The 24004-nt window shown below is 75.4% G+C and carries 29 protein-coding genes, 1 pseudogene and 1 riboswitch; of the genes and pseudogenes, 2 read left to right on the top strand and 28 right to left on the bottom strand.

Annotation, left to right across the window (positions count from 1 at the left end; all coding sequences use genetic code 11):
* Positions 1 to 32: 32 nt before the first annotated feature.
* The 24 genes and pseudogenes from RB146_09215 to RB146_09100 form a co-directional block, all read right to left on the bottom strand.
* Positions 33 to 455: a hypothetical protein gene (locus RB146_09215; protein MDQ7829157.1), complete on the bottom strand. Its 423-nt coding sequence runs from the start codon at positions 453 to 455 to the stop codon at positions 33 to 35.
* Positions 456 to 459: 4 nt separating this feature from the next.
* Positions 460 to 999, bottom strand: coding sequence for a 1,2-phenylacetyl-CoA epoxidase subunit PaaD (gene paaD, locus RB146_09210; protein MDQ7829156.1), 540 nt, complete (start codon positions 997 to 999; stop codon positions 460 to 462).
* The gene (paaC, locus tag RB146_09205) at positions 996 to 1838 is read right to left on the bottom strand and encodes a 1,2-phenylacetyl-CoA epoxidase subunit PaaC (GenBank protein MDQ7829155.1); all 843 of its coding nucleotides are present in this window, start codon (positions 1836 to 1838) and stop codon (positions 996 to 998) included. The genes paaD and paaC overlap by 4 nt, the downstream gene beginning before the upstream one ends.
* On the bottom strand, positions 1838 to 2149 hold the full coding sequence (locus RB146_09200; protein ID MDQ7829154.1) for a hypothetical protein: 312 nt from the start codon (positions 2147 to 2149) through the stop codon (positions 1838 to 1840). The genes paaC and RB146_09200 overlap by 1 nt, the downstream gene beginning before the upstream one ends.
* Positions 2146 to 2691, bottom strand: a complete 546-nt coding sequence (locus RB146_09195) for a DinB family protein (GenBank protein MDQ7829153.1) — start codon at positions 2689 to 2691, stop codon at positions 2146 to 2148. Before RB146_09195 ends, RB146_09200 begins: the two co-directional genes overlap by 4 nt.
* A 99-nt stretch (positions 2692 to 2790) precedes the next feature.
* Entirely contained in the window at positions 2791 to 3726 is a 936-nt protein-coding gene (gene paaA, locus RB146_09190) for a 1,2-phenylacetyl-CoA epoxidase subunit PaaA (GenBank protein MDQ7829152.1), read from the bottom strand.
* 148 nt (positions 3727 to 3874) lie between these two features.
* A complete protein-coding gene (locus RB146_09185; GenBank protein ID MDQ7829151.1) occupies positions 3875 to 4732 on the bottom strand; it encodes a M23 family metallopeptidase in 858 nt (285 codons plus the stop codon).
* A 75-nt stretch (positions 4733 to 4807) separates the two neighbouring features.
* Entirely contained in the window at positions 4808 to 6121 is a 1314-nt protein-coding gene (locus RB146_09180) for a M28 family metallopeptidase (GenBank protein ID MDQ7829150.1), read from the bottom strand.
* 64 nt (positions 6122 to 6185) lie between these two features.
* Entirely contained in the window at positions 6186 to 7460 is a 1275-nt protein-coding gene (locus tag RB146_09175; GenBank protein MDQ7829149.1) for a CBS domain-containing protein, read from the bottom strand.
* Between the two features lie 96 nt (positions 7461 to 7556).
* A complete protein-coding gene (locus RB146_09170) occupies positions 7557 to 8054 on the bottom strand; it encodes an HIT domain-containing protein (protein ID MDQ7829148.1) in 498 nt (165 codons plus the stop codon).
* 8 nt (positions 8055 to 8062) lie between these two features.
* The gene (gene rnc / locus RB146_09165; protein MDQ7829147.1) at positions 8063 to 8884 is read right to left on the bottom strand and encodes a ribonuclease III; all 822 of its coding nucleotides are present in this window, start codon (positions 8882 to 8884) and stop codon (positions 8063 to 8065) included.
* A 3-nt stretch (positions 8885 to 8887) separates the two neighbouring features.
* Positions 8888 to 10126, bottom strand: coding sequence for a beta-ketoacyl-ACP synthase II (fabF, locus tag RB146_09160; GenBank protein MDQ7829146.1), 1239 nt, complete (start codon positions 10124 to 10126; stop codon positions 8888 to 8890).
* Between the two features lie 123 nt (positions 10127 to 10249).
* Positions 10250 to 10471 (bottom strand): annotated as a pseudogene (acpP, locus tag RB146_09155) (acyl carrier protein).
* Between the two features lie 69 nt (positions 10472 to 10540).
* Positions 10541 to 11296 (bottom strand): 3-oxoacyl-[acyl-carrier-protein] reductase, encoded by a 756-nt coding sequence (gene fabG, locus RB146_09150; GenBank protein ID MDQ7829145.1) that lies wholly within the window; start codon positions 11294 to 11296, stop codon positions 10541 to 10543.
* On the bottom strand, positions 11289 to 12257 hold the full coding sequence (gene fabD, locus RB146_09145) for an ACP S-malonyltransferase (GenBank protein MDQ7829144.1): 969 nt from the start codon (positions 12255 to 12257) through the stop codon (positions 11289 to 11291). Before fabD ends, fabG begins: the two co-directional genes overlap by 8 nt.
* Positions 12257 to 13279, bottom strand: a complete 1023-nt coding sequence (locus RB146_09140; protein ID MDQ7829143.1) for a beta-ketoacyl-ACP synthase III — start codon at positions 13277 to 13279, stop codon at positions 12257 to 12259. Before RB146_09140 ends, fabD begins: the two co-directional genes overlap by 1 nt.
* Positions 13276 to 14337 carry a phosphate acyltransferase PlsX gene (plsX, locus tag RB146_09135; GenBank protein MDQ7829142.1) on the bottom strand — a complete coding sequence of 354 codons (1062 nt, stop codon included), beginning with the start codon at positions 14335 to 14337 and terminating at the stop codon, positions 13276 to 13278. The genes RB146_09140 and plsX overlap by 4 nt, the downstream gene beginning before the upstream one ends.
* Positions 14338 to 14343: 6 nt before the next feature.
* Positions 14344 to 14529 carry a 50S ribosomal protein L32 gene (gene rpmF / locus RB146_09130; protein MDQ7829141.1) on the bottom strand — a complete coding sequence of 62 codons (186 nt, stop codon included), beginning with the start codon at positions 14527 to 14529 and terminating at the stop codon, positions 14344 to 14346.
* Positions 14530 to 14565: 36 nt separating this feature from the next.
* Positions 14566 to 15075, bottom strand: coding sequence for a DUF177 domain-containing protein (locus RB146_09125; GenBank protein ID MDQ7829140.1), 510 nt, complete (start codon positions 15073 to 15075; stop codon positions 14566 to 14568).
* An 86-nt stretch (positions 15076 to 15161) separates the two neighbouring features.
* Positions 15162 to 15611 carry a hypothetical protein gene (locus RB146_09120; GenBank protein MDQ7829139.1) on the bottom strand — a complete coding sequence of 150 codons (450 nt, stop codon included), beginning with the start codon at positions 15609 to 15611 and terminating at the stop codon, positions 15162 to 15164.
* Complete coding sequence (coaD, locus tag RB146_09115) at positions 15611 to 16108, bottom strand: pantetheine-phosphate adenylyltransferase (protein ID MDQ7829138.1); 498 nt, start codon at positions 16106 to 16108, stop codon at positions 15611 to 15613. Before coaD ends, RB146_09120 begins: the two co-directional genes overlap by 1 nt.
* Positions 16105 to 16617, bottom strand: coding sequence for a 16S rRNA (guanine(966)-N(2))-methyltransferase RsmD (gene rsmD, locus RB146_09110; protein MDQ7829137.1), 513 nt, complete (start codon positions 16615 to 16617; stop codon positions 16105 to 16107). The genes coaD and rsmD overlap by 4 nt, the downstream gene beginning before the upstream one ends.
* A gap of 102 nt (positions 16618 to 16719) precedes the next feature.
* Positions 16720 to 18834 carry an ATP-dependent DNA helicase RecG gene (gene recG / locus RB146_09105; protein MDQ7829136.1) on the bottom strand — a complete coding sequence of 705 codons (2115 nt, stop codon included), beginning with the start codon at positions 18832 to 18834 and terminating at the stop codon, positions 16720 to 16722.
* Positions 18835 to 18912: 78 nt separating this feature from the next.
* A complete protein-coding gene (locus RB146_09100; protein MDQ7829135.1) occupies positions 18913 to 19782 on the bottom strand; it encodes a histidinol-phosphatase in 870 nt (289 codons plus the stop codon).
* A 110-nt stretch (positions 19783 to 19892) separates the two neighbouring features.
* Here RB146_09100 and rpmB point away from each other — a divergent pair, with 110 nt between their 5' ends.
* Complete coding sequence (gene rpmB, locus RB146_09095) at positions 19893 to 20084, top strand: 50S ribosomal protein L28 (protein MDQ7829134.1); 192 nt, start codon at positions 19893 to 19895, stop codon at positions 20082 to 20084.
* Here the strand turns inward: rpmB and hslO are convergent.
* From hslO to RB146_09075, 4 genes are all read right to left on the bottom strand, one after another.
* Positions 20068 to 20943, bottom strand: a complete 876-nt coding sequence (gene hslO / locus RB146_09090; protein ID MDQ7829133.1) for an Hsp33 family molecular chaperone HslO — start codon at positions 20941 to 20943, stop codon at positions 20068 to 20070. The two genes, rpmB and hslO, sit on opposite strands and share 17 nt — an antisense overlap.
* On the bottom strand, positions 20909 to 21637 hold the full coding sequence (locus tag RB146_09085) for a thiamine diphosphokinase (protein ID MDQ7829132.1): 729 nt from the start codon (positions 21635 to 21637) through the stop codon (positions 20909 to 20911). The genes hslO and RB146_09085 overlap by 35 nt, the downstream gene beginning before the upstream one ends.
* A 66-nt stretch (positions 21638 to 21703) precedes the next feature.
* Complete coding sequence (gene thiT, locus RB146_09080) at positions 21704 to 22222, bottom strand: energy-coupled thiamine transporter ThiT (protein ID MDQ7829131.1); 519 nt, start codon at positions 22220 to 22222, stop codon at positions 21704 to 21706.
* A gap of 115 nt (positions 22223 to 22337) precedes the next feature.
* A riboswitch (TPP riboswitch) is annotated at positions 22338 to 22494 on the bottom strand.
* 226 nt (positions 22495 to 22720) lie between these two features.
* Positions 22721 to 23704: an AIR synthase family protein gene (locus RB146_09075; protein MDQ7829130.1), complete on the bottom strand. Its 984-nt coding sequence runs from the start codon at positions 23702 to 23704 to the stop codon at positions 22721 to 22723.
* A gap of 57 nt (positions 23705 to 23761) precedes the next feature.
* On the opposite strand from RB146_09075, the gene RB146_09070 reads away from it, so the two are divergent.
* Positions 23762 to 24004, top strand: coding sequence for an Lrp/AsnC ligand binding domain-containing protein (locus RB146_09070; protein ID MDQ7829129.1), 243 nt, complete (start codon positions 23762 to 23764; stop codon positions 24002 to 24004).

The following is a 24004-nucleotide window of genomic DNA, read 5'->3' as shown; positions in this document are numbered from 1 at the left end:
GGCCCTCGCTGCGGGTGGCCCTCCCCCGGCAGTCAATCCACCCGCTCGGCCCGCAGGACCACGGGGAGGCGGCGCGTCTCCGCGTACCAGCTGCGCACCGCCTGCAGCCCGTACTTCTCCTCGAACTTCCGGGTGATCGCCTCGACGGCGGCCGCAGCCTCGCCCGGCGGCTCCCAGCGCACCCGGTAGCGCCGGCCGCCAACGAGGACCATCCCCTCGCCGGCGCGGCGCAGGTTGCGGTACCAGTCGGTCCCGCGGCCGTGGCGGCGGGCGTAGGCCATCAGGTAGATGCGCAGAGGCCCCGCCAGCTCCGAGGCGAACCACAGCTCGACGGTGTGCTCGCGTCCCGTGCGCCGGCCGCGGGTGACCAGGCGCAGCGCGCGCTGGCGGCGCAGGAAGCGGTCGTCGGGGAGCGCCGCAGGGTCGGAGCGTCCCCGGGGCGGGCGCGGGGCCACGGCGCTAGTCGGCGGGCGGCTTGAAGCGCTCGACGGGGTTGCGACAGGCGCGACAGTAGGCGATGGCGCGGCACAGGGTCGGGCCGAAGGGCGTCTCCAGCACCACGTCGGTCGAGCCGCAGAAGGGGCAGGTGGCGGGTTCGCGGAAGGTGCGGCGCGGTACGCTGAGACCGTACGTGCGCAGCTGCTCGCGCCCGCGTGCGCTGAGGCGCGCCAGCGTCCAGGGCTCGTCGAAGGTCAGGTCCACCGTCACCTCCTCCACGCCCGGGAGGGCGGCCACCCGCTCGCGCACCGTGCGTCGGATCACCTCGATGGCCGGGCAGGCGGAGTAGGTGGGGACGAGCCGGACCATCACCCGGCCGCCGTCCCGCCGCACCTCCCGCACGAGGCCCAGGTCGGTGATCGCCAGCGGCAGCTCGGGGTCCTCGATCTGCTCCAGCACCCGCCAGACTTCGGCCTCAGCGGGTGGGGCGTCCACGGGTCTGGCGTCCACGGGCGTGGCGTCCACAGGCCCGGTCAGCGGGAGGCGGTAGCCGCCGCTCACCACCGCGCCTCCGGATCGAGCCGCCACACCGACGTCATCTCCTCCAGCAGCGCCGTCAGGTCGGGGGTGTGCCGGCCGGCCCGCCCGCCGGTGGCCGCGGGGCCCCGTCCCGGTCGCAGGCCCATCCCCTCGAGCAGCGCAGCGACCTCGTCGCGCCACCGCTCCGCCTGCTCGGACGAGGAGCGGGCGAGGAGCCCGTGCGCCACCAGGACCGCCTCGCCGTCTGTGGCCTCGAACAGGCCGAGGGCCTCACCCCAGACGGCGTCCAGCACGCGCTGCAGGCGGGCGGCGGCGGCGGGCCCGCCGCCGGCCAGGCGCTCCAGCCAGGTCTCGGCGAAGAGGCGGTGGTAGCGCTCCTCGCGCGCCAGCGTGCGGGCGAGCGCGGCCAGCGGCGCGTGCCCGCCGCTGGCCCACGTCTCCAGGCGGATGGCGTCGGCGCGGTCGTAGAGGACCATGCGTACGATGGCGAACCCCCACTCTCCGCGCCAGGCGGGCTCCCCCTCGGGGGGCGGCTCGAGCCCCCCGTCGTTGGGGCGCTCGAGCAGGACCGCGTTGCGAAAGGCCTGCGGCGGCCGGCCGAAGGCCAGCCGGTCCACCTCCTCCTCGGACCGGCCCTGCAGCCCCAGCACCATCTGGTAGAGGAGGCGGGCGTGGCCGATCTCCTCCTGGGCCACGGACGACAGCGCGATGTCCGACTCGATGTCGGGGCCGAAGCCGGTCCACTCGGCGTGGCGGTGCCCCAGCACCAGCTCGTCGTCCGCCGCCGCCAGCAGGTGGTCCGCCAGCAGTGTCGCCACCTCGGGCGCCAGGCCGGGGGTAGCGGCCCGGGGCTGGGCCATCACGCGCCCCGCCGCCGCCCGTAGACCCGTTGCTGCTCGCGGTAGCTGCCGCCGAAGCGGTAGCTCTTGTCCGTGGCCGGTTGGAACATCTCCGCGTCCTCGGGCGCGGTGGCCTCGATGGCCGTGTAGGGGACGACCCACAGGCTGACGCATGGATCCCGCCGGGCGAACTGCTCCTTCGCCAGGACGAGGGCCATCCGGGGATCGGGGGCGTGGACGTCGCCGACGTGCACGTGCGCCTCGCTCTTCGTCTCCTGACGGAAGACCGCGTAGACGCGCTCCGCCTCCGGGACGACGGCGGCGAGCTTCACCGGCTGCTCCCCTCCGGGAGCGTCTCGGTGTGGAAGGCCAGCGCCGAATAGTCGATGGTCTCCACCGGGGCGCCGAGCTGGCGCAGCATGGCCATCGCCTGGGCCCGGTGGTGCACCTCGTGCAGGAGGAGCTGCGTGGCCACCCCCCCGGCCGTCGTGCGCACGCGGCGTGCCGGCCGGTCGGGCTGGCGCACGACGTACTCCACCGGCCGGGTCCAGTCCGCGATGCTGCGCAGGACCTGCCGGGTCACCTCGGCCTGCTCGCGCCAGGCGGCCTCGAGCGGGGGGAAGTCGGTCTCGTAGAAGCGCGCGAAGGGGTGCTCCCGCAAAGGCGGGACCGGCTCCCCCTGGAGGCGGCGCACGTAGTTGGACTCCGCCAGCGGGATCTCCACCAGCGTGTGGCGCAGGGTGCGCTTGCCGAAGGGGAACTCCCGGGTGTACTGTTCGAACGTCAACCCGCGCGCGGCCGCCAGCACGCGCTCGCGGGCCATCGCCAAGTACTCGTAGATCTCCGCCGGGTCAAGGCCCTCCGCCCGTGGCATCGCCTGTGCGCCTCCTCGAACCCGTGACGTGTCGTCCGACCCCGCCGCCCGCGCCCCTGCGCCGGCCGCCCGGGCCGCCGCCCCTCGGGCCGCTGCCCCTCAGGCCGCCGCCGACCACCGCTCCAGCGCCTCGCGCACCCAGGCGTGGCGCCGCCACACCGCGTTGCGCAGGGCCAGGCGCTGCTGCGACTTCGGCCCCTCGCCGCGGATGACGTGCCGGAACTCCTCCCAGTCCGGCTCGGTGTAGACGTACTCGCCCCTGGCCTCGTCCCAGCGCAGCCCCGGGTCGGGGACGCGCAGGCCGTACTCCTGGATGAGCGGGACGAACTGGCGGAGGAACTGCTGGCGCAGCTCGTCGTTGGTCTTCACCTTGATGCGCCAGCGCATCATCGTCCGGAGGTGCGGCGAGTCGGTGTCGTGGGGGCCGAAGAAGTGCATGATGGGCGTCCACCAGCGGTCCAGCGCGTCCTGCAGCATGGCGCGCTGGCGGGGGGTGCCCTCCGCCAGCGCCTTGAAGTTGTCGATGCCGAGCCGGATGTGGAAGTCCTCCTCGTAGCAGATGCGCTTGAGGACGCGCGCGTAGGGGGCGTAGGAGCAGGCCCGCAGCGACCCCTGGGTCTGCATGGCCGCGCCGTCCACGAAGACCTGGATGACGGCCACGTCCGCCCAGGTCTCCGCCGGGTAGTGGAAGACGTTGTGGAACTTGCTCCGCCCCGCCAGCAGGTCCTCGAGCATCTGGCGCCGGGGCTTGCCCAGATCCTCCGCCACCCGGTAGAGGAGCTGGCCGTGGCCGACCTCGTCCTGCACCTTGGCCACGAGCTGCATCTTGCGGGCGAGGGTGGGGGCGCGGGGGATCCACTCCCGCTCCGGCAGCGCCCCCATGATCTCGGAGTTGGCGTGCATCTGGATGAGGCGGAGGCACTCGGCGCGGTACTGGGCCGGCATCCACTCCGTGGCCTCGATGCGCTCCCCGCGGGCGATGCGCGCCTCGAACTCGGCCAGCCGTTCCGGGTCCTCCTGGACCTGCGGCTCCATGGTCGCCTCCGGGCGGTGACCGCGCCGGCCGCCGCTCATCGCGGCGCGTGCGGCGCGGATCCGCGCGTGATCGATTCTAGGCGCCGCGCCGTGGCGGGGTCAATGCGCCGCGGCGGCGCCGGGACGCGTGCGCGCCACGCCGTGCCGGTCAGGGCGACCGCGTCCAGAAGAGCGGGTCGACGCGCACGCCGTGCACGCGCATCCCCCAGTGGAGGTGCGGGCCGGTGGCGAGCCCCGTGGCCCCCACCGTGCCCACGACCGCGCCCTGGCGCACGTGCTGTCCCGGGCTCACGGCGATGCGGTGGAGGTGCTGGTAGGTGGTGAAGACGCCGGCGCCGTGGTCGAGCACGACGGTGTTGCCGCTGAGCGGCAGCGTCTCCGCCAGCGTGACCAGCCCGTGGTGCGCCGCCCGCACCGGCGTGCCCACCGCCCCGCGGAAGTCCACCCCCAGGTGGTAGCCGCGCGGGACGCCGTTGTAGATACTGCGCACGCCGTACCCCGAGGTCACCGGCCCGTCCACCGGGCGGATGAAGGGGCCGGTCCACTGCGGCTCGGGGAGGGGATGGGCGGTGGCAGCGGCCATGCGGGCGCGCTCGCGCGCCACCAGGGCCGGGTCGAGCAGCTGCGGCGGGACGCGCAGCCGGCGCAGGCCGAAGTCGCCGCGCCGGACGACCACGTAGGTGGCGGCGCGCACCAGGCCGTCGGGGCTGGGGGCCTGTACGGTCAGCGGCAACCGGCCCGGCGGGGTGAGGGGGCTGGTGCCGACGAAGGCGCGCAGCGTCCCCTCGAACCGGTGGAGGGGCACGGTCTGGGCTCCGGCGCGCAGCTCCGCCTGGGCCGGCGCGCCCCGCACCCTGACCTCGACGGTGGCTCCCTGGACGACCGCGGCAGGGGTGGCGGTGAGGAGGAGCGGCGTGCGGGCAACCACCGGGAGGTTCGCGGCGGGCAGGAGGAGCGCACAGAGCGTGGCCAGGGCGGCGAGGAGGACGACGGCAAGGCGCGACATCTCGCGCGCTGATCTTCGCGGTGCGGCCCGCCGGATCCTCGGGACCGGCCGGCAGCGGCCGGCGGGCGCGCCGGGCTACCGCCCCAGGTTGCCGGCGTCCAGGACGATGGCGGCCGCCAGGCGGGCGGCCTGGGCCATCCGCTCCGGGTCGAGCCGGTCGACCGTGTCCTGCGGCGTGTGGATGGCCGGGTCGTTGCCGGTGTGCAGGAAGGCGGTGGGGATGCCGGCCTGCTCGAAGGGGACGTGGTCGCTCCCGTAGGCGCCGCCGGGCCGGAAGGGCTGCAGCGGCAGGCCCAGGCGCTGGGCGGCGCGGCGGGCGACGGCGCGCAGCCGGTCCGCTCCCGGGGTCTCGACGAGCAGGAGCGGGCCGCGCCCCACCATGTCCATGTTCACCAACCCCACCAGGCGCTCCCGCGTCGCCTGGACGTAGTGGCGCGACCCGTCGAGGCCCACCTCTTCCGCCCCGAACCCGACGATCTCCACCGAGAGGGGCAGGCGCACCCCGGCGAGCAGGCGCGCCGCCTCCAGGGCCGCGGCGATCCCCGAGGCGTTGTCGTTGGCCCCGGGACTCTGCGGGACCGTGTCGAGGTGCCCGCCGATGACCAGCGTGGCCGGGCTTTCTCCGGCGCGGCGGCCGACCACGTTCCAGCTCGTCACCTCCTCCACCCGCGCCTGGAGGCGCAGGTGCACCACCACCGGGCCGCGCGTCAGGAGCGCGCGCAGTCGGTCCCCTTCCTCGCCGGAGATCGTGACGGCCGGCAGCGCGGCGGGGACGCCCAGGGTGCCGGCGGGAATGGGACCGGACTCGTCGTTGTACACGATCACGGCCAGCGCCCCCGCTTCCGCCGCGTGCTCGACCTTCTCCCGGAAGGTCATGGGGTCCACACCCGCGCGCGGGCCGCGGCGCACCAGCACGACCTTGCCGCGCGCGCCCGCCCGGGCCAGTTCGTCCGGCCGGCCCACGCCCGCCTCAACCAGTGGCGCGGTCACCCCCTCCGGCGGCGTCGAGCCCGCGAGCTGGAGGACGGACGGCCGCAGGGTCAGCGCCTCGGGCGCGGTCACCCGCAGCGCCACCTCCCGTACCTCGAAGCGCGGAACGGTGAAGGGCTGGCGGCGCACCTGGTACCCCAGGTCGCGCAGCTGCGCCTCCATGTACTCCACGGCGCGCAGGTACCCCGGCTCGCCCACTGCCCGGGGCCCGATGCGCCCGGCGAGCGCGGTGGCGTGGCGCCAGGTGGCCTCGGGGGAAGCCTCGGGCAGGACCCCAGGCGCCACCGCCGCAGCGGCCGGCGGCGCGCCGGGCGCCACGGATGCCGCGGGGGCGACCGGCAGGGCCGGCGCCGGGAGGAGCAGGGCCAGGAGGAGCGGGAGGAACCGCGGGGCTCGCATCTACCGGAGAGACGTTCGCCCACCCCGCCCGGTTCCCCCGCGCGACGGGCGGAGCGGCGGACGGTCAGGCCGTGGCCAGCAGCCGGCCCAGCCGGCGGTTCACGGCCTTGAGCGTGGCCCGGATCACCGCGTCGGGGTGGTCGCGGTCGTAGGGAGCCGTGCCGACCAGGATCTCTTCGGCGCTCGGCGTGGCCAGCGCCAGGGCCACGCTCACCGCGTCCCCGGCCGGGAAGGCGGTGAAGGCGATCTCCTCGATGGCCAGGCGCCACCCCTCGGGGAGCAGCGCCGCCAGGGCGTTCACCGTGGCCTGCGCCATGGCACGCAGGGGCCCGTTGCCCACCGGGGCCCCTTCCGCTTCCCCGCGGAAGCGCTCGCCATCGCGCCCGAGCTCCACGGCGGCGGCGGCGCGGGCGGTTTCGACCGTGAGGTGCACGCCCAGCAGCCGCAGCCGCGTCACCTCCACCGGCGCGGGGGCTTCGGCCAGCCGCATCGCCTCCATCTCCCGGGCGTGCAGGATCCGGCGGTCGAGCTGCTTGGCGGCAGTCGAGGCCCGGCTGGCCAGCGTGATCAGGTCGTCGGCGGTGGCCGGCGGGTGGACCTCGGCCCGCTCGCCGGCCCGCCGGCCGCCGGCGAGGCCCACCGAGGCGGTGAGCCCGCGCACGCCGGCGACCTCGACGGCGGCGATGGCCTCGACCAGGCGCTCCGCCAGCGACTCGGCGGACTCCAGCCGGCGCGTGGTGACGATGGCGAACTCATCCCCGCCGTAGCGGGTCACGAGATCGGTGGCCGGGTCGGTCAGGCGGCGCAGCCGGTCGGCCACCGCCACGATGCAGCGGTCGCCGACGACGTGCCCGTGCCGCTTGTTCACCAGGCGGAAGCCGTCCAGGTCGATGAAGCAGACGACGATCTCCTGCCCGGCCCGCAGCAGGTCGGCGGCGCGCTGCCGCAGCGTCCCCGGCCAGGGCAGGTCGGTGAGCGGGTCGGTGAGCTTGCCGAGTTCCTGCAGGACGTCGACGCGGGCGATGATGCCGACGAGCCGCCCGTCCTCCACGACCGGGAGGCGGCCCACCTGGCGTTCCTCCATGATCCGGTAGGCCGCGGTGACCGGCGCGTCGGGGCTCACCGTGGCCACGTCGGTGGTCATGATGTCCCCCACCAGGCGGTAGAGCGCCTGGCCCAGGAGGTCCCGCGGCGTGACGACCCCCACGACGGCGTCCCCCTCCACCACGGGCAGGCCCCCCACGCGGTGGCGCAGGATCGCCTGGATGGCGGCGGCCACGCTGGCGTCGGGGCGCAGCGTGATCACCTCACGCCGCATGAGGTCGCGGACGGTCTTCACTTGTGCCCTCCGGGAAGGTGGCGTGCGTCCCCATCATAGGGCGGGGAGGGGCCGGGCAACATCCGTCGGTCGGGAGAGGCGGCGCCGATCCTGGGCTCAGGGCCGAGGCGGGCTTCCCGCAAAGGTCGCGCGAAGCTGCCGGTAGGTGACCTCGAGGTGGTCGGGGACCACCTTCACGGCGCCGAGCACGGGGAGGAAGTTCGTGTCCCCCTGCCAGCGCGGCACCACGTGGACGTGGAGGTGTCCCTCCAGCCCGGCCCCGGCCACCCGGCCCAGGTTGAGCCCGACGTTGAAGCCGTCCGGGTGCAGGGCCCGCCGCAGCGCCGCGATGCTCGCCCCCAGCGCGGCCATCAGGTCGGCCTGCTCCTCCCCGTCGAGCGCCTCCACCTCACCGACGTGGCGGTAGGGGGCCACCATCAGGTGGCCGGTGTTGTAGGGGAAGGTGTTCAGGACGACGAAGGTGCGGCGGCTGCGCCAGACGACGAAGCGCGCGGCGTCGCCCTCCGGGGCCACCGCGGCCTCGCACAGGAAGCAGGTCTCCGCGCGCGGCGCCCGGACGTACGTCCCCCGCCAGGGGGCCCAGAGGACGTCCACGGGATCCGTCACCGTCGCCGCCCGCGCAGGGGGCGGGCTTCCCGGTCGAGCCAGGCCAGCGCCTCGGCGGCCGCGGCCTGCTCCGCCTCCTTCTTGCTCCGCCCGTGGCCGCGGCCGATGACGCGCCCGTCCACCTGCACCTGGACGGTGAAGGCCTTGGCGTGGTCGGGGCCCTCCTCGCGGGCCACCCGGTAGCGGGGCACCAGGCGCTGCCGCTGCAGGCGCTCCTGGAGCTGGCTCTTGAAGTCCGCCCCGGCCCGCTCCAGCTCGTCGGTCAGCTCGCTCACCCAACGCGTGGCCACGGCGTGGGCGACACCGTAGCCGGCGTCGACGTAGATCGCCCCGAGCACGCCCTCCACGGCGTCGGCCAGGAGGGCGGGCCGCTCCCGTCCGCCCGCCTTCTCCTCGCCGCGGCCGAGCAGCACGTACCGTCCGAGCCCCAGGCGCCGCCCCAGCTCGGCCAGGGCCGGCTCACTCACCAGGCGCGCCCGCTGCTTGGCCAGCTGCCCTTCGGTGTAGTCGGGATGGCGGCGGTACAGGTAGTCCGCCACGACCAGGCTCAGGACGGCGTCGCCCAGGAACTCCAGCCGCTCGTAGCTCTCCACCTCGCCGCGCTCGTGGGCGAAGGAGCCGTGGCGCAGCGCCAGGTCGAGGAGGGTGAGGTCGCGGAAGCGCACCCCCAGGCGCTCGGCCAGGGACGCGAGCTCGGCGCGGCGCGCTTCGCCCAGCGGCTCCGGGTCGGCAGCCTCCCCGAGCGGGACCGGCTCGGGCGCCACGGTCGGCGGGCGCGCGGGCGCCCGGGCGTGGCGGAGGCGGGACGGAGCGTCCATCGGTCAGGTCAGGCGGCGGACGATGAGGATGGCGTTGTGCCCTCCGAAGCCGAACGCGTTGGACATGGCGACCTCCACCCGGGCCGGCCGGGCCCGGTTGGGGACGTAGTCGAGGTCGCACTCCGGGTCGGGGTGCTCGTAGTTGATGGTGGGCGGGATGACCCCGCGGTCGATGGCCAGCACGCAGGCGATGAACTCCACCCCGCCGGCGGCGCCCAGCAGGTGGCCGGTCATGGACTTGGTCGAGCTGACGGCCAGCCGGTAGGCGTGGTCGCCGAAGACGCGCCTGATGGCCAGTGTCTCGGTCTTGTCGTTGTAGGGGGTGCTGGTCCCGTGGGCGTTGATGTAGTCCACCTGCTCGGGGGCGAGCCCGGCGTCCTGGAGCGCGTTCCACATGCTGCGCGCCGCGCCGTCCGCCTCGGGGTCGGGCTGGGTGATGTGGTAGGCGTCGGCGCTCATGCCGTAGCCGACGAGCTCGGCGTAGATGCGCGCGCCGCGCCGCTCCGCCACCTCCAGCGCCTCCAGGACCACCACGCCGGCCCCCTCCCCCATGACGAAGCCGTCGCGCGTGGCGTCGAAGGGGCGCACGGCCCGGGCGGGGTCGTCGTTCCGCGTGGACATGGCGCGCATGGCGCAGAACCCGGCCACGCTGAGGGGCGTGATGGCCGCCTCGGTGCCCCCGGCGATCATGGCGTCGGCCTCACCCCGCTGGATCACGCGCATGGCGTCCCCGATGGCGTTCCCCCCGGTGGCGCAGGCGGTGACGACGCAACTGTTCGGCCCCTTGGCCCCGGTGAGGATGGAGGTGATCCCCGAGGCCATGTTCATGATGATCATGGGGATGAAGAAGGGGCTGATCCGGTCGGGGCCGCGGGTCTGCAGGATGTGGTGCTGCTCCTCCCAGGTGATGGCCCCGCCGATGCCGGAGCCGATCATTACCCCCACGCGGGTGGCGTTCTGGGGCGTGATCACGAGCCCCGCGTCCTCCAGGGCCATGCGGGCGGCGGCGTAGCCGAACTGCACGAAGCGGTCGTTGCGCCGCGCCTCCTTGCGGTCCATGAAGTCGGTGGGGTCGAAGTCCACCACCTCGGCCGCGATCTGCGTGGGCAGCCCCGTGGGGTCGAAGCGGGAGATGCGGCGCACGCCCGGGCGGCCCTCCACGAGCGCTCCCCAGAACCGCTCCAGCCCGGTCCCCACCGGGCTCACCACCCCCAGGCCGGTCACCACGACGCGTCGGCGCATGCTCCGCTCTCCCGTCCTGAGGGCCCGACCGTCCCGCTACGAGGGGCGCTCCGGCTGCGCTTTGGTGGCGGGCTCCCCGCCCTCCTCGACCTCCAGGGGCTTGCCCGCGGCCAGCAGGTGCTCCTCGATGTAGCGCACCGCCTCGCCGACGGTGGCGATCTTCTCGGCGTCCTCGTCGGGGATCTCCGTCTCGAACTCCTCCTCCAGGGCCATGACCAGCTCGACGACGTCGAGGGAGTCCGCGCCCAGGTCGTCGACGAAGGACGCCTCCGGCGTGACCTCGTTGGGGTCCACGCCCAGCTGGTCCACGACGATGCTCTTCACACGGTCGAAGACGGTTGCCATCCCCTCTCGCCCCCCTTTGGTCGCGTGCCGTGGTCGGTGCCCGGACGGGCGGTGCGCCCGCGGGCGCCCTCAGCGCATCACCAGCCCGCCGTCCACGTTGAGGACGTGCCCGGTGATGTAGGCGGCGTCGTCCGACGCCAGGAAGGCCACCGCGGCGGCCACCTCGGCCGCGGTCCCCAGGCGTCCCAGCGGGATCTGGTCGAGGAAGCGCCGCACCTGCTCGGGACCGAGCGCCTCGGTCAGGCCCACGTCGATGAGCCCCGGCGCCACCGCGTTCACCGTGATCCCGCGGGAGGCCACCTCGCGCGCCGTGGCTTTGGTCAGCCCGATCAGTCCGGCCTTCGCCGCCGCGTAGTTGGCCTGGCCCGCGTTGCCGATCTGGCCGGCGATCGAGACGACGTTGATGATCCGGCCGCTGCGCTGGCGCACCATCGGCCGCAGCACTGCCCGGATGCACCGGAACGCCGCCCCCAGGTTGGTCTCCAGGACGGCGTCCCAGTCCTCGTCCTTCATCCGCAGGATTAAGGTATCACGGGCGATGCCGGCGTTGTTCACGAGGATGTGCAGCCCGTCCCCCCACGCCTGCACCGCCTCCACCAGCCGCCCGGGCGTGGCCGGGTCGGTCAGGTCGCCGCCCAGCGCCACGGCGCGGCCGCCGCGCTCGCCGATGGCCTGGACCACCGCCTCGGCAGCCTCGCGCCGGCGGCCGTAGTGTACCCCCACGGCCGCGCCCTGGCGGGCCAGCTCCAGCGCGATGGCCCGCCCCAGGCCGCCCGAGGCCCCGGTGACCAGCGCCACCCGCCCGGCCAGCCGCGCCTCAGCCATCGCCGGGGCCGGCGGCGGCGCTGCGCGCGGGGGCGGCGCGGCCCAGCGCCGCCAGCGTGCGCTCCAGCGTGCCCAGGTCCTCCACGTTCAGCACCGCCACCCCCAGGGTCTTGCGCACCAGCCCAGCCAGCGTGGTCCCCGGCCCCACTTCGATGAAGGTACGCGCGCCCAGGTGCGCCAGCGCCTGCATCGTCGCCTCCCACTGCACCGGCGAGGCCACCTGGGCGATCAGGGCGCGCCGGATCTCCTCGGCGCGCTGCCGGGGCCGCCCGTCGACGTTGGCCACCACGGGGATGCGGGCGTCGCGGAGCGGGACCTGCTCCAGCACGCTGGCCAGCCGCTCCGCGGCGGGCGCCATCAGGCTGGTGTGGAAGGGAGCGCTGACGGCCAGCAGCACGGCCCGCCGGGCCCCGGCGGCACGCGCCGCCGCCACCACCGCGCGCACCGCGGCGGCGTCGCCGCCGACCACCACCTGCCCCGCCCCGTTGAAGTTGGCCGGCTCGACCACGCCGTGGGCGGCGTGGGCGCGGCACAGCGCCAGCACCGCCTCGGCCTCGAGCCCGATGAGGGCGGCCATGGCCGTCTCGCGCCCCGCCGCCGCCTCCTGCATGAACCGGCCGCGCTGCCGCACCAGCGCCACCGCGTCCTCGTAGGCCAGCGCCCCGGCGGCCACCAGCGCCGAGTACTCGCCCAGGCTGAGCCCCGCCGCCAGGTCGGGGGAGACGCCGTGGTCGGCCAGCGCCGCCGCGCAGGCGCAGCTGGCCGCCAGGATGGCCGGCTGGGTGTTCTCGGTGGCGCGCAGCGCCTCCTCGGGCCCTTCCGCACAGAGCGCCAGCAGGTCGAAGCCCAGCACCGCGCTGGCGCGCGTGAAGCACGCGGCGGCCGACGGCGATGCCGCGGCGATCTCCACGCCCATGCCGACATACTGGGCGCCCTGGCCCGGGAAGAGGAAGGCCAGCATTACTCTGCGCGTCTGGCCGTCGCCCGCTCCCGGGTCCAGCGCACCGCGCACGACCCCCAGGTCAGCCCGCCCCCGAAGGCCAGGAGGATGAGGAGGTCGCCCCGGTCGAGGTACCCGCCGCGCCAGGCCTCGTAGAGCGCCACCGGCACCGAGGCGGACGAGGTGTTGCCGTAGCGCTCGACGTTCACGAAGAACTTCTCGCGCGGCTGCCCCAGCCGCTCCGCCGCGGCGTCGATGATGCGGATGTTGGCCTGGTGGGGGATGAACCAGTCCACCGCCTCCAGCGGCACCCCGGCGCGCTCGGCCGCCTCCCGGATGGCCCGCGGGATCACCCGCACGGCGAACTTGTAGACCTCGCGGCCGTTCATGTGGATGTAGTGCAGCTGGCGCTCCACGGTCTCGAAGGAGGCCGGCAGCCGCGAGCCCCCCGCCGGCAGGCTGATGAGGGGCCCGCCGCGGCCGTCCGCCCCGAGCACGAAGGAGAGGAACCCTTCCCCCGCCGGCGCCGGGCGGAGCACGGCGGCGCCGGCCGAGTCCCCGAAGAGGACACAGGTGGCGCGGTCGCGCCAGTTGGTGATCCTGGAGAGGGTCTCCGCCCCCACGACCAGCACCGTCTCGGCCATCCCCGCGGCGATGGTGGCGTGGGCCATGGCGCAGCCGTACACCCAGGAGCTGCAGGCGGCGGAGGCGTCGAAGGCCGCGGCCCGGCGGGCCCCCAGGCGGTCCTGGAGCAGGCAGGCGGTGGCGGGGAAGATCATGTCCGGCGTGGCCGTCCCCACAATGATCAGGTCGAGCGCGTCGGCGCTGACGCCGGCGTCGGCCAGCGCCTCCACCGCGGCCTCGTAGGCCAGGTCACTGGTGGCCACCCCGTCGGGGACGACGCGGCGCTCGCGGATGCCGGTGCGGGTGACGATCCACTCGTCCGTCGTGTCCACCAGCCGCTCCAGGTCGGCGTTGGTGACCACGCGCGGGGGGACGGCCCGCCCCAGCCCCACGATGGTGGAGCCGCGGAGAGCGGTCACGCGCCCTCCCCCACGCCCGCCGACGGCGCTTCCGCCGCGCCGGCCAGCACGGAGGTGCGGGCGTCGAGCGCGGCCATCTCGGCGGCGATGGGCTCGACCACCCGGCGGGCCGCCGCGTCCGCGGCCACCCGGATGGCGTTGCGGATGGCCCAGGCGTTGCTGCGCCCGTGGGCGATGATGACGACGCCGTTCACCCCCAGCAGCGGCGCCCCGCCGTACTCGCGGTAGTCCAGCTTGCGCCACAGCGCCATGCCGCGCCGTTTGAGCGGGGCCAGGTAGAGGGCCAGCAGGCGCCCGGGAGTGCCGCGCAGCTCGTCGCGCAGGAGCTGGCGCAGCGCCAGCGCCAGCCCCTCCCCGAACTTCAGCACGACGTTGCCGACGAAGCCGTCGCAGACCACGACGTCGGCCTGCCCGGTGAAGAAGTCGCGCCCCTCCACGTTCCCGACGAAGTGGAGCCCGGAGGCGCGCAGGAGCTCGGCGGTGCGGATGGTCAGGTCGTTGCCCTTCGTCGCCTCCTCCCCGTTGCTCAACAACCCCACCCGGGGCGTGCTCACCCCGAGCACGCGGCGGGCGTACACGCTGCCCATGAGGGCGAACTGGAGGAGGTGCTTGGGCTTGCAGTCGACGTTGGCGCCGACGTCGAGGAGGATGACCGGGGTCTTCTGTGCCGTGGGGAGGATGGCGGCGATGGCCGGTCGGTCGATGCCGGGGATGCGGCCGAGGGTGAGCAGCGCCGCCCCCATGGCCGCGCCGGTGTTGCCGGCGCTCACGGCGGCGTCCGCCCGGCCGTCGCGCACCTGCTCCAGCGTGACGACGACGGAGGCGCGGCGCTTGCGGCGCAGCGCCATCGCCGGCGCCTCGGACATCTCGATGACCTCGGGGGCGTCGACGACGGTGAGCGGCAGCCCCGCCCCGTGGCTGCGCACCAACGGCTCCAGCCGGTCGCGCGGGCCGACCAGGAGGATCTCGATCCCCAGCGTGCGCGCCGCCGCGGCGGCCCCGGCGACGACCTCCTCGGGGGCGTAGTCCCCGCCCATGCCGTCGACGGCGACGCGCACCCGGCCCTACGCCTCCTCCTCGACCTGCACCACCTGGCGGCCAGCGTACCGGCCACAGTGGGGACAGGCGCGGTGGGGCACCATGGGCTGGTGACAGTGGGGGCAGGGCACCAGCGTCACCCGGGGCGCCCGCCACTGGCTACGCCGCCGCGCCGACCGGGCTTTGGAGTGCCGTCGCTTCTGGATGCCCATCGGGTATCCGCTCCTCCCGCGCCCGGCGTCGTCGCCTCAGACCTTCAGGTGACGGAGCGGCGCCAGCCGCGGGTCGGGCGCCGTCTCACCGCAGGCGCAGGGCTCCGTGTTGCGGTCGGCCCCGCAGACCGGACAGAGGCCCCGGCACGCCTCCCGGCAGGTGACGACCATGGGGACGGCCAGGAGCAGGTGCTCCCGCACGAGCGCGCTCAGGTCCAGGACGCCGTCCGGCAGCGTCAGGACGAAATCCTCCGCGCCGAGCGCCCGCCGCGTCCCCGAGGCCGGCACCTCCGGGCCGGCGCGCACCGCCTCCTCGAAGGTGGCCACGAGGCGGTAGCGCACCGGGCGGAGGCAGCGGTCGCAGGTCAGCCCGGCTACGGTGGTGGCGCGGCCGGTCAGGCGGACCAGCGCCCCGGCGCGCGCCAGGCGCACCTCGCCGACGACGTCGGTGAGGAAGGGGATCTCCGTCTCACTCTGGAGCGCCTCGGCGAAGGGCACGGTCCGGGGCCCCTCCTCGAGCGCCAGCCGGGTCAGATCGATCTTCATCGGCCTGGGATCCCTACCTGAATCGGCAAATCTTTTCCATTATAACCACCCCTCCCGAGCCCCACAACCGGAGGGTCTGTCGCGGACTACTCGGATCGGCGCAGGGCGGCGCGGCCGCGCTGGATTGTCCCGAGGATGCGCAGGACCTGCTCTTCCAGGTCGGCCAGGACCCCGGCCGCATAGGCGTCGGCGCCCGTGCGGATGCGGGCCGCCTCCGCTTCCGCCTCGGCCAGCAGGTGGGCGCGGGCCTGCTCCGCCTCCGCCAGCACCGCGCTCTCCTCCACCAGGCGCCGGGCGTGGCGCTCCGCCTCCAGCACGATGCGGCGCGCTTCGTCGGCGGCCCGCCGGTGCAGCTCCTCCGCCTCCTGGCGCAGGCGCTGCGCCCGGTGCAGCTCCTGGGGGAGCTGGGCGCGGATCATCCGCAGGATCCCCAGGGCCTCGCGCTCGTCGATCACCTTCTTGTCGGTGAGCGGCACGTGGCCCCCCCGGGTGAGGATCGCCTCCAGCCGGTCGAGCAGGGCCAGGATGGTGTCCATCACCGCCGCGCCGCGGCCAGGGCGCCGGCCACCGCCGGCGGAACGAAGGCGGAGACGTCGCCGCCCAGGCGCGCCACCTCCCGGATGAGGGTCGAGCTGATCTGGGCGTAGGCCGGCGTGGTCATGAAGAAGACGGTGTCGAGCCCGGCGAGGTGGCGGTTCATCACCGCCTGGCGCAGCTCGTGCTCGACGTCCTCCACCCCCCGCAGCCCCTTCACCAGCAGCGTCGCCCCCGCGGCGCGGGCCGCCTCCACGGTCAGCCCCTCGTAGGCGCGCACCTCCACGCGGCGCAGCGCCGGCTCCGCCGCCACCAGCGCCGCCACCGCCTCCTGCAGCAGCCGCACCCGCACCTCCACGTCGAAGAGGGGAGCGGCCTTGTGGGTCTCGCGGGCGACCCCCACGACCACCCGCTCGAAGACGGCGGCGGCCCGGCGGATCACGTCGAGGTGGCCGTAGTGCACCGGGTCGAAACTCCCCGGGTAGAGGACGGTGGTCATGCCCTCCCCTCCTCGGCGTCGTCCGCCGCCTGGGTGAAGAACCACAGCCCGGTCTCGCCGTAGCGGGCTTCGCGCACCAGCCGCCACCCCGGCGGGGTGCGCGGAGTCTCGCGCCAGTGCCCCTCCGCCACCACCCGCCCGCCCGGACGCAGCAGCGGCCCGGCGGCCAGCGCATCGAGCGTGGCCTGGAGGGCGCCGGTCCCGTAGGGCGGGTCGAGCAGGATCAGGTCGAACGCCCGCCCGGCGGCGGCCAGCCGCCCCAGGGCGGCGGCCACGTCGGCCCGCCACACCTCCACCGCCGCCTCAGGGAAGGCGCGCGCCGCCGCGCGGATCTGATCGGCCAATCGCGCGTCCCGCTCGACGAAGACGGCGGACGCCGCGCCGCGGCGGAGGGCCTCCAGGCCGAGGGCGCCCGTGCCGGCGAAGAGGTCGAGGACATCAGCCCCCACCGTGCGCGCCCCCAGGCTGTTGAAGAGCGCCTCCCGCACCCGCGCCGCGGTCGGACGCACGCCCGCTGACCCGCGGCCCGTCCGGCGCCCGCCTGGCGCGCCGCCCCGGGCGCCCGGCAGCGCCCGCCGACCGCCCGGCGACCCGCGGCGACCTCTCACCGCCTACCCCACGGCGACCAGCCCGGCGCCGGCGAAGCGGCGGCGCACCGCCTCGCGCAGGGCCCGGTGCTCCGCGGCGCGCAGCGGGGGGTCGGCCCGCACGATGGCCTCGGCGGCGGCGCGCGCCGCCTCCAGGAGGGGCAGGTCGCGCTGCAGGTCGGCCACGCGCAGGTCCGGCAGCCCGTGCTGGCGCGTCCCCAGGATCTCCCCCGGCCCGCGCAGCAGCAGGTCCTCCTGGGCGATGCGGAAGCCGTCGGTCGTCTCCGTCATCACCTGCAGCCGCCGCCGCCCCTCCTCGCCGGCGGGCGAGGCGATGAGGATGCAGTAGGCGCGCTCCGCACCCCGCCCCACGCGGCCGCGCAGCTGGTGGAGCTGGGCCAACCCGAAGCGGTCCGCGTCCTCCACCACCATCACCGTGGCGTTGGGGATGTCGATGCCCACCTCGATCACCGAGGTGGCCACCAGCACCGCCACCTCGCCGCGGCGCATCGCCTCCATGATGCGCTCGCGCTCCTCCGCGCGCATCCGGCCGTGGAGGAGCCTCACCGGCAGGCCGCGCAGGTACCCCCCGCGCAGCTCCTCGGCCAGGCGCTCCGCCGCCTGCACCTGCAGCTTCTCCGACTCGCCGATGAGCGGGCAGACGACGAAGGCCTGCCGCCCCGCCGCCACCTGCTCGCGGACGAAGGCGTAGACCTTCGGCCGCGCGGCGGCCGACCGCCAGTAGGTGGCGACGGGATGGCGCCCCGGCGGCAGCTCGTCCAGCACCGAGACGTCCAGGTCGCCGTACAGCGTGAGGGCCAGCGTGCGCGGGATGGGCGTGGCGGTCATCACCAGCACGTCGGGCGCGGCGCCCTTGCGCCGCAGGCGGGCCCGCTGCAGCACGCCGAAGCGGTGCTGCTCGTCCACCACCACGAGGCCCAGCCGCGAGAAGACCACCGTCTCCTCGATGAGGGCGTGGGTGCCGACGACGACGTCGCCGTGCCCCTCGCGGGCCGCCTCGCGGGCGGCGGCGCGCTCGGCCGCGGTACGGCCGCCCGTGAGCAGCACCACCTCCACCCCGAGGGGCCCGAGGAGCCGGCGCAGCGTCAGGGCGTGCTGCTCGGCCAGGATCTCGGTGGGCGCCATCAGCGCCCCCTGCCGGCCGCCCTGCACGGCCACGAGGAGCGCGGCGGCGGCCACCACCGTCTTGCCCGAGCCGACGTCCCCGTGGAGGAGCCGGTTCATCGGCGCCGGCGCGTGCATGTCGGCGGTGATCTCCCGGATGGCCCGCTGCTGCGCCCGGGTCAGGGGGAAGGGCAGGCCGCGCAGGAAGCGCTCCACCAGGTCGCCCGTCCCGTAGCGGAAGGGCTTGGCCTCCCGGGCGAGCCGGTGCCGGCGCAGCGCCAGCCCGAGCTGCAGGACGAGCAGCTCCTCGAAGGCCAGCCGCGCCCGGGCGGCGGCATGGGCCTCCGGCGTCTCCGGGTAGTGGAGCGCCCACAGCGCCTCGCGGATGCCCAACAGCCCCCGGGCCGCGCGCAGGGCCTCGGGCAGGATTTCGGGGACGCGATCGGCGTGCGCCTCGAGCGCGCTGCGCACCAGGGTGCGCAGGACGCGCTGGCTCAGCCCTTCCGTGGCCGGGTAGATGGGGACGAGGCGCCCGGTGTGCCAGGTCTCCTCGGCGTCGTCCTCCAGGACCTCGAACTCCGGCGCGCGCAGCCGCACCTCCCCGCCCCAGCGCTCCACCTTGCCCGAGAAGAGCGCCCGCACGCCGCGGCGGAGCTGCCCCTTGAGGAAGGCCTGGTTGTACCAGACGGCGTAGGCCACCCCGGTGGCGTCGACCAGGGCGGCCTTGAGGAGGACGAGGCCGCGGCGCACCCGCCGCTCGCTCACGGCGGCCACGGTGGCCTCCACGGTCTGCACCGCGCCGTGTACCAGGTCGCGCAGGGGGACGAGGTGGCGGCGGTCCTCCAGGCGCCGGGGGGCGTGCAGGAGGAGGTCCTCGACCGTGACGATGCCCAGGCGGGCCAGCGCGTCGGCCCGGGCGGGGCCGACGCCCTTGAGGTACTGGACCGGAGCGGCGAGCGGGTCGGTGGAGCGCGCCGGTGGTGGGGAGACGGGCAGGATCGGCGTTCCGCTCACGTCAGCCCCTCCACTTCGACCCCCGTGCGCCGCGGCCCTCTCGCCGGCCGCGGCGCCGCCCCAGGGGAGCCGAAACGCTCACCCGTCCGATGGGAGCGGGCGCAGGCCCCACCGCCCGTCCTCCAGCATCGCCACCGACGTGTACCCCGCCGCGCGCACCAGCGCGCGGGCCTCCACGAAGTGGGCCGCCACGTCCTCGGGCCGGTGGGCGTCGGAGGAGAGCGTGACGGGAATCCCCAGGGCGCGGCAGCGCCGCAGGAGCCACGGCGCCGGGTAGGCCTCGCGGCAGGGGGCGCGCAGCCCGGCGGTGTTCACCTCTACCACCAGCCCGGCGGCGCGGACCGCCTCGAGGGCCTGCTCGGCTGCCTCGACGTACCAGGGCGCGGCTGCGGGGAAGTAGCGCTCGGCCACGTTCCACATCTTCACCTTGTCGAGGTGGCCGAGGATCACCGGGCAGGGCCAGTGCCGCGCCTGCGCGGCCAGGGCGGCGGTGGCGGCGTAGTAGGCCTCCACCAGGGGGCGGGCGTCCCCGCCGTAGACCTCGGTCACCTGCCGGTGGAACGCCTCCGCGGACTCGTCGATGGCAAACGGCCTCCCCGAGGGATCCCGGCCGATGTAGTGGACGCTCGCCACGGCGTACTCAAGGGGTGCGGCGAAGAGGTGCTCGCGCTGGAAGGCCTCCCCCTCGGGGACGAGCTCCGGCGGCAGGTAGTCCACCTCCAGGCCGAGGCGGACGGCCAGGCGTCCGCGGAACGCCTCGCGCACCGCCCGCACCTCGGCGGCGTACGCCGGGAGCGCCTCCAGGGGCATGTGCCAGACCGAGGCCACCGGCACCGGGGCGTGGCTGGAGAGGCCGAGGTCGGTCAGGGCGGCGGCCAGGGCCGCCCGGGCGTAGGCCTCCACCGTGCCGCTCCCGTCGCAGTAGTGCGGGTGGTTGTGGTAGCTCATCCCCCTGTCCTCCCGACCGGCTTCATGGTAGGATCGGCCGGTGTGACCGGCCCGGGTGCGCCAGGGGCCCCTGAGACGGCCCGGGTCGACGGTCCGGCAGGAGGAGGACGATGGCCAGGCGGTGCGAGATCTGCGGCAAGGGGACGGCGACGGGCTACTCCATCAGCCACTCCCACGTGCGGAGCAAGCGCCGGTTCCGGGCGAACCTGCAGCGCATCCGCGGCGTGGTCGACGGGCGGGTGCGCCGCATCACCGTCTGCACCTCGTGCCTGACCGCCGGCAAGGTCAGGCGGGCCGGCTGAAGAGGTCCTCCACCTCGTCCGGCTCGAGGACGTAGCGCTCGCCGCAGAAGCGACAGGTCACCTCGGCCCGCCCTTCCTCTGCCACCAGCCGCGACAGCTCCTCCCGACCCAGCGCCACCAGCACGGCCTCGACGCGCTCCCGCGAGCAGCCGCAGCGGAAGGCCACGGTCTTCTCCTCCAGGACGCGCCCCCCGAGGTCGCCCAGGGCCAGCCGCAGGATCTCCTCGGCGCTGCGCCCCCGGTGGACGAGCTGCGTCACCGGCGGGAGGGCCGCCACCCGCTCCTCCAGGTAGTGCGTCACCGCGGGGTCGGCCCCCGGCAGGACCTGCAGGATGTAGCCGCCGGCAGCCAACACGCGGCCGTCGGGGGCCACCAGCACCCCCAGCGCCACCACAGAGGGCACCTGGTCGGAGACGAGCAGGAAGTGGGCCACGTCCTCGCCGATCTCCCCGGAGACCAGCGGCACGCTGCCGTGGTAGGGGTAGCGCATCCCCAGGTCGCGCGTGACGTGCAGGGTGCCCCGGCCGACCGCCCGGCCCACGTCGAGCTTCTTGCGCGCCGTCAGCGGCAGGTCGACGTGCGGGTTGGCCACGTAGCCCCGCACCTCGCCCCGGGCGTTCCCGTCGGAGAGGATGCCGCCGAGCGGCCCGTCCCCCAGCACCCGCACGGTCAGGCGCTGGCCGTCCTTCAGCGCCGCACCGAGCATGGCGGTGGCGGCGAGGGTGCGGCCGAGCGCGGCCGTGGCGGTGGGGGCGGTGCGGTGGCGCCGGCGGGCCTCCTCCACGGTCTCGGTGGTGACCGCGGCGAAGCCCAGCACGGTCCCCTCATGGGCGATGGCGCGGACCAGCCGGTCGGGCATGGTATGGGCTATTGTAGCCCATTGGCGACGCGGGGCGGGCGGGGAAGTGGACCACGAGCAGCTCGCCGCGGCGCACCGCCACGCGTGCCGGCGGAGCGACGAGCTCGTTGCTGAGGGCGCGCGTCGTGCCGGCGCGCAGCGTCGCCCCCCGCAGGGACCAGCGCAGGCCGCGCAGGCGGACGCCGTCCACCTGGGGCGTGAGCGGGATGAGGGAGACGACCTCTCCCGGCCGCCCCGCGACCTCCGTCGCCCCGTCCACCAGCCAGGCCACGGCGCGGCCATCGTAGAGCCGCGCCCGGACGCCCAGCGCGCGCGCCGTCCGCAGAAGGAAGACGTTGGCCAACAGCTGGTCGAGGCGGCCGCCGGCCGGGCTGAAGATGGCCACCTCGGCGGCACCGCGCCGGACCGCCTCGCGCACCGCCACCTCCCCGTCCGTCATGTCCTTGGCCTGGGGGAGGACCCGGCGCGGGACGCCCTGCGCGGCCAGCCACCGGTCGGTGGCCCGGTCGAGCGAGTCCAGGTCGCCCACCACCAGATCCGGACGCACGCCCGCCTGCCGGGCCAGCCGGGCGCCGCCGTCCGCCGCGATGACCTGGGCGGCCCGGGCTGCCAGTGTGCGCAGGACCCGACGGTGGCGCCCCGGGCCGTGGGTCACCACGAGGGCCACTCCCCCCGTGCGGCGGGCCGCGGCCATCACGCGCCCGGGCGCCGGCGCGCGGCGCGGCTCACCGGACGGCGGGGGCGGAGGCCGCGCGGCCCGTCAGCGGGCAACCGGTTCCAACCGCGGCAGGCTCCGCAGCAGCAGCAACGTGAGGACGATGCTGATCACGACCTCCGGGAGCATGTAGCTGCCGTTGTAGACCAGGGAGTAGACCAGCGGCGAGGTCCCCTTGGGCGCGAAGGAAGCGAAGAAGACCACGCCGGAGAGGACGTGGCTGAGGAAGCGGCTGGCCCCGCCGACCACCACGCCCACCGCCGGCCAGCGCTGCAGGAGCCCCGCCAGCCCGAGCGCCCCGAAGGCCACCGGGTAGTCGAGCAGCACCTGCACCGGGTGGACGAAGTACGGGTCGGTCAGGTAGTTGACCACCCCGGCGAGCGCCCCGGCGAGCATCCCCCAGGGAGCCCCCCACCGCAGCGCGATGTAGAAGACCGGCACCATGCTCCCCGCCGTGATCGACCCGCCCTGGGGCATCTGATAGACCTTGATGTTGCTGAGGACGGCCACCAGCGCGACGGCGATGGCCGTCTCCGTCAGCCGCAGGATCCGCTCCCGCGCCATGCTTGCTCCTCCTCGGGATCCCGGACCGGCACCCCGGGGACGCCGGTCCGGGAGGGTCTTCTTCGCTAGGAGGCTCCAGACGAGCGCGCCGCCGGCCCGTGACCAGGCCGGCGGCGCGCACCATGCCTCGCCTTCCCCACGCCAGCATTACCTGGTTCGGGTCCGAAGGGTCTGCGGCAGTGTCCCGCTGCCCCCACCGCGCCCCCGCCGCGCGGGCAGGGGACAGGGCCGCACTCTCAGCCCGGCTCGACCGAGCTCCCCCAGCGAACGTATGGAATTGCCACATCTACTGTACCACACGCAGGCTGCACCCCAGCGCGCGGCGGTCCGGCCGGCCTCGGCCGGACTCGACCCCGCGCGCTGCTTCAAACGACGTACGTCGATTGAACTTACGCCGGACCCAGTTGTGTTCGGTATGCCCCGGGCCCAGTTGTGTTCGGTAGTCGTTTGGTGGCGTCCGGTCGCGTCTCCGCCGACCGGTTGCGCTCCATCGCCCCTTCAGGGATCCCCGAGCAGCCGCCACAGCTCGTCGCGCGCAGGGGGCTCGAGCGGCCCTGTGCGGCCGCCGCGGTGCAGCACCCGCTCCCTGGCGCGGAAGACGCCGATCTCCGCGGCCTCGATGCCGGCTCTCCGCAGGGCCGCCAGGGTCCGGTCCGGGGCCGGGGCAGCCACCAGCAGGGCGCCGCTGCCGATCAGCGCCAGCGGGTCCGCGTCGAGCGCCCGGCACACCGCCAGCGTCTCCTCGCGCACCGGCACCCGTTCCGCCCACACCTCCACGCCCAGCCCGGCCGCTTCGGCGAACTCCCAGGCGGCGGTCAGCACGCCTCCTTCCGTGACGTCGTGCATCGCTACGGCACCGTGGGCGGCCGCCACCCGGCTCTCCGGGAGGACGCTGAGCTCCTCCACGAAGCTCCGGGCCCGCGCCAGCACGGCCTCGGGCACCCGCTCCCGCAGGCGGCCGGCCAGGTCGCTGGCCAATATGGCCGTCCCTTCCAGCCCCGCCCCCTTGGTGAGGAGGAGGCCGTGCCCCGGACGCACGGCGTCGGGCCGGAGCACGCCGTCCTGCGGGGCCCGGCCGATGGCGGCCACGATGGCGACGGGATGGGTGACACGATCGGTGACCTCGCTGTGGCCGCCGGCGATGGCCACGCCCAGCCGTGCCGCCACCGCGCCCGCCTCCCGCATGATCGCCTCCAGCTCCTCCTCCCCGGTGCCCTCGGGGAGGAGGAGGGCCAGGAGCAGCGCCACCGGCTCGGCGCCCATGGCGGCCACGTCGTTGCAGGCGACGTGGACGGCCAGGCGGCCCAGGTGGGCCCCGGCGCCGGTGATGGGGTCGATGGTGACGACGCAGGCGTGGGGGGCGAAGTCCAGCACGGCGCTGTCCCGTCCGATCCCCGCGGAGACCAGGACCTCGGGACGGGTGGGCAGGTGGGGGAAGACGAGCCGCCGGAGCAGGTCGGGCGGCACCTTCCCCACGACCATGGCGGTACGCTCATGGCGCGGCTGCGCAGGCTCCATGGGACCGGGACCTCCCCTACAATGGGAGCGGTGCTGGAGACCGCCTACTTCCTCATCCGCCTGGACCGGCGTACCCCCGCCGAGGTGGCGCGGGCGGTCCGGCGCGTCCCGGGGATCGCCGAGGCGGCGGTCACCATGGGGGAGTTCGACATCATCGCCATCGCCCACCTGGAGGGCACCCGCGGCTTCCCCGAGATCAGCCAGGCGCTGGAGCAGATCGAAGGCGTCCAGCGCGTCACCACCTGCGTCGTCGTCCGGCCCTAG

It is taken from the genome of Armatimonadota bacterium (assembly GCA_031081585.1).
GTDB lineage: Bacteria > Sysuimicrobiota > Sysuimicrobiia > Sysuimicrobiales > Humicultoraceae > Geohabitans > Geohabitans tengchongensis.
The sequence above is the reverse complement of the archived record's forward strand: the minus strand, read 5'-3'. Positions and strand labels throughout refer to the sequence as shown.

Excerpts from the sequence above, each read along its gene's own strand:
- rnc (MDQ7829147.1), bottom strand. The coding sequence starts at position 8,884 with ATGGACGCTCCGTCCCGCCTCCGCCACGCCCGGGCGCCCGCGCGCCCG.
- thiT (MDQ7829131.1), bottom strand. The coding sequence starts at position 22,222 with ATGGCGCGGGAGCGGATCCTGCGGCTGACGGAGACGGCCATCGCCGTC.
- rpmF (MDQ7829141.1), bottom strand. The coding sequence starts at position 14,529 with ATGGGCATCCAGAAGCGACGGCACTCCAAAGCCCGGTCGGCGCGGCGG.
- RB146_09195 (MDQ7829153.1), bottom strand. The coding sequence starts at position 2,691 with ATGCCACGGGCGGAGGGCCTTGACCCGGCGGAGATCTACGAGTACTTG.
- RB146_09075 (MDQ7829130.1), bottom strand. The coding sequence starts at position 23,704 with ATGGTCGTGGGGAAGGTGCCGCCCGACCTGCTCCGGCGGCTCGTCTTC.
- fabD (MDQ7829144.1), bottom strand. The coding sequence starts at position 12,257 with ATGCTGGCCTTCCTCTTCCCGGGCCAGGGCGCCCAGTATGTCGGCATG.
- fabG (MDQ7829145.1), bottom strand. The coding sequence starts at position 11,296 with ATGGCTGAGGCGCGGCTGGCCGGGCGGGTGGCGCTGGTCACCGGGGCC.
- RB146_09185 (MDQ7829151.1), bottom strand. The coding sequence starts at position 4,732 with ATGTCGCGCCTTGCCGTCGTCCTCCTCGCCGCCCTGGCCACGCTCTGT.
- RB146_09085 (MDQ7829132.1), bottom strand. The coding sequence starts at position 21,637 with ATGGCCGCGGCCCGCCGCACGGGGGGAGTGGCCCTCGTGGTGACCCAC.
- paaC (MDQ7829155.1), bottom strand. The coding sequence starts at position 1,838 with ATGGCCCAGCCCCGGGCCGCTACCCCCGGCCTGGCGCCCGAGGTGGCG.
- RB146_09120 (MDQ7829139.1), bottom strand. The coding sequence starts at position 15,611 with ATGGACACCATCCTGGCCCTGCTCGACCGGCTGGAGGCGATCCTCACC.
- paaA (MDQ7829152.1), bottom strand. The coding sequence starts at position 3,726 with ATGGAGCCGCAGGTCCAGGAGGACCCGGAACGGCTGGCCGAGTTCGAG.
- hslO (MDQ7829133.1), bottom strand. The coding sequence starts at position 20,943 with ATGCCCGACCGGCTGGTCCGCGCCATCGCCCATGAGGGGACCGTGCTG.
- RB146_09125 (MDQ7829140.1), bottom strand. The coding sequence starts at position 15,075 with ATGAAGATCGATCTGACCCGGCTGGCGCTCGAGGAGGGGCCCCGGACC.
- RB146_09180 (MDQ7829150.1), bottom strand. The coding sequence starts at position 6,121 with ATGCGAGCCCCGCGGTTCCTCCCGCTCCTCCTGGCCCTGCTCCTCCCG.
- coaD (MDQ7829138.1), bottom strand. The coding sequence starts at position 16,108 with ATGACCACCGTCCTCTACCCGGGGAGTTTCGACCCGGTGCACTACGGC.
- RB146_09070 (MDQ7829129.1), top strand. The coding sequence starts at position 23,762 with ATGGGAGCGGTGCTGGAGACCGCCTACTTCCTCATCCGCCTGGACCGG.
- fabF (MDQ7829146.1), bottom strand. The coding sequence starts at position 10,126 with ATGCGCCGACGCGTCGTGGTGACCGGCCTGGGGGTGGTGAGCCCGGTG.
- RB146_09100 (MDQ7829135.1), bottom strand. The coding sequence starts at position 19,782 with ATGAGCTACCACAACCACCCGCACTACTGCGACGGGAGCGGCACGGTG.
- rpmB (MDQ7829134.1), top strand. The coding sequence starts at position 19,893 with ATGGCCAGGCGGTGCGAGATCTGCGGCAAGGGGACGGCGACGGGCTAC.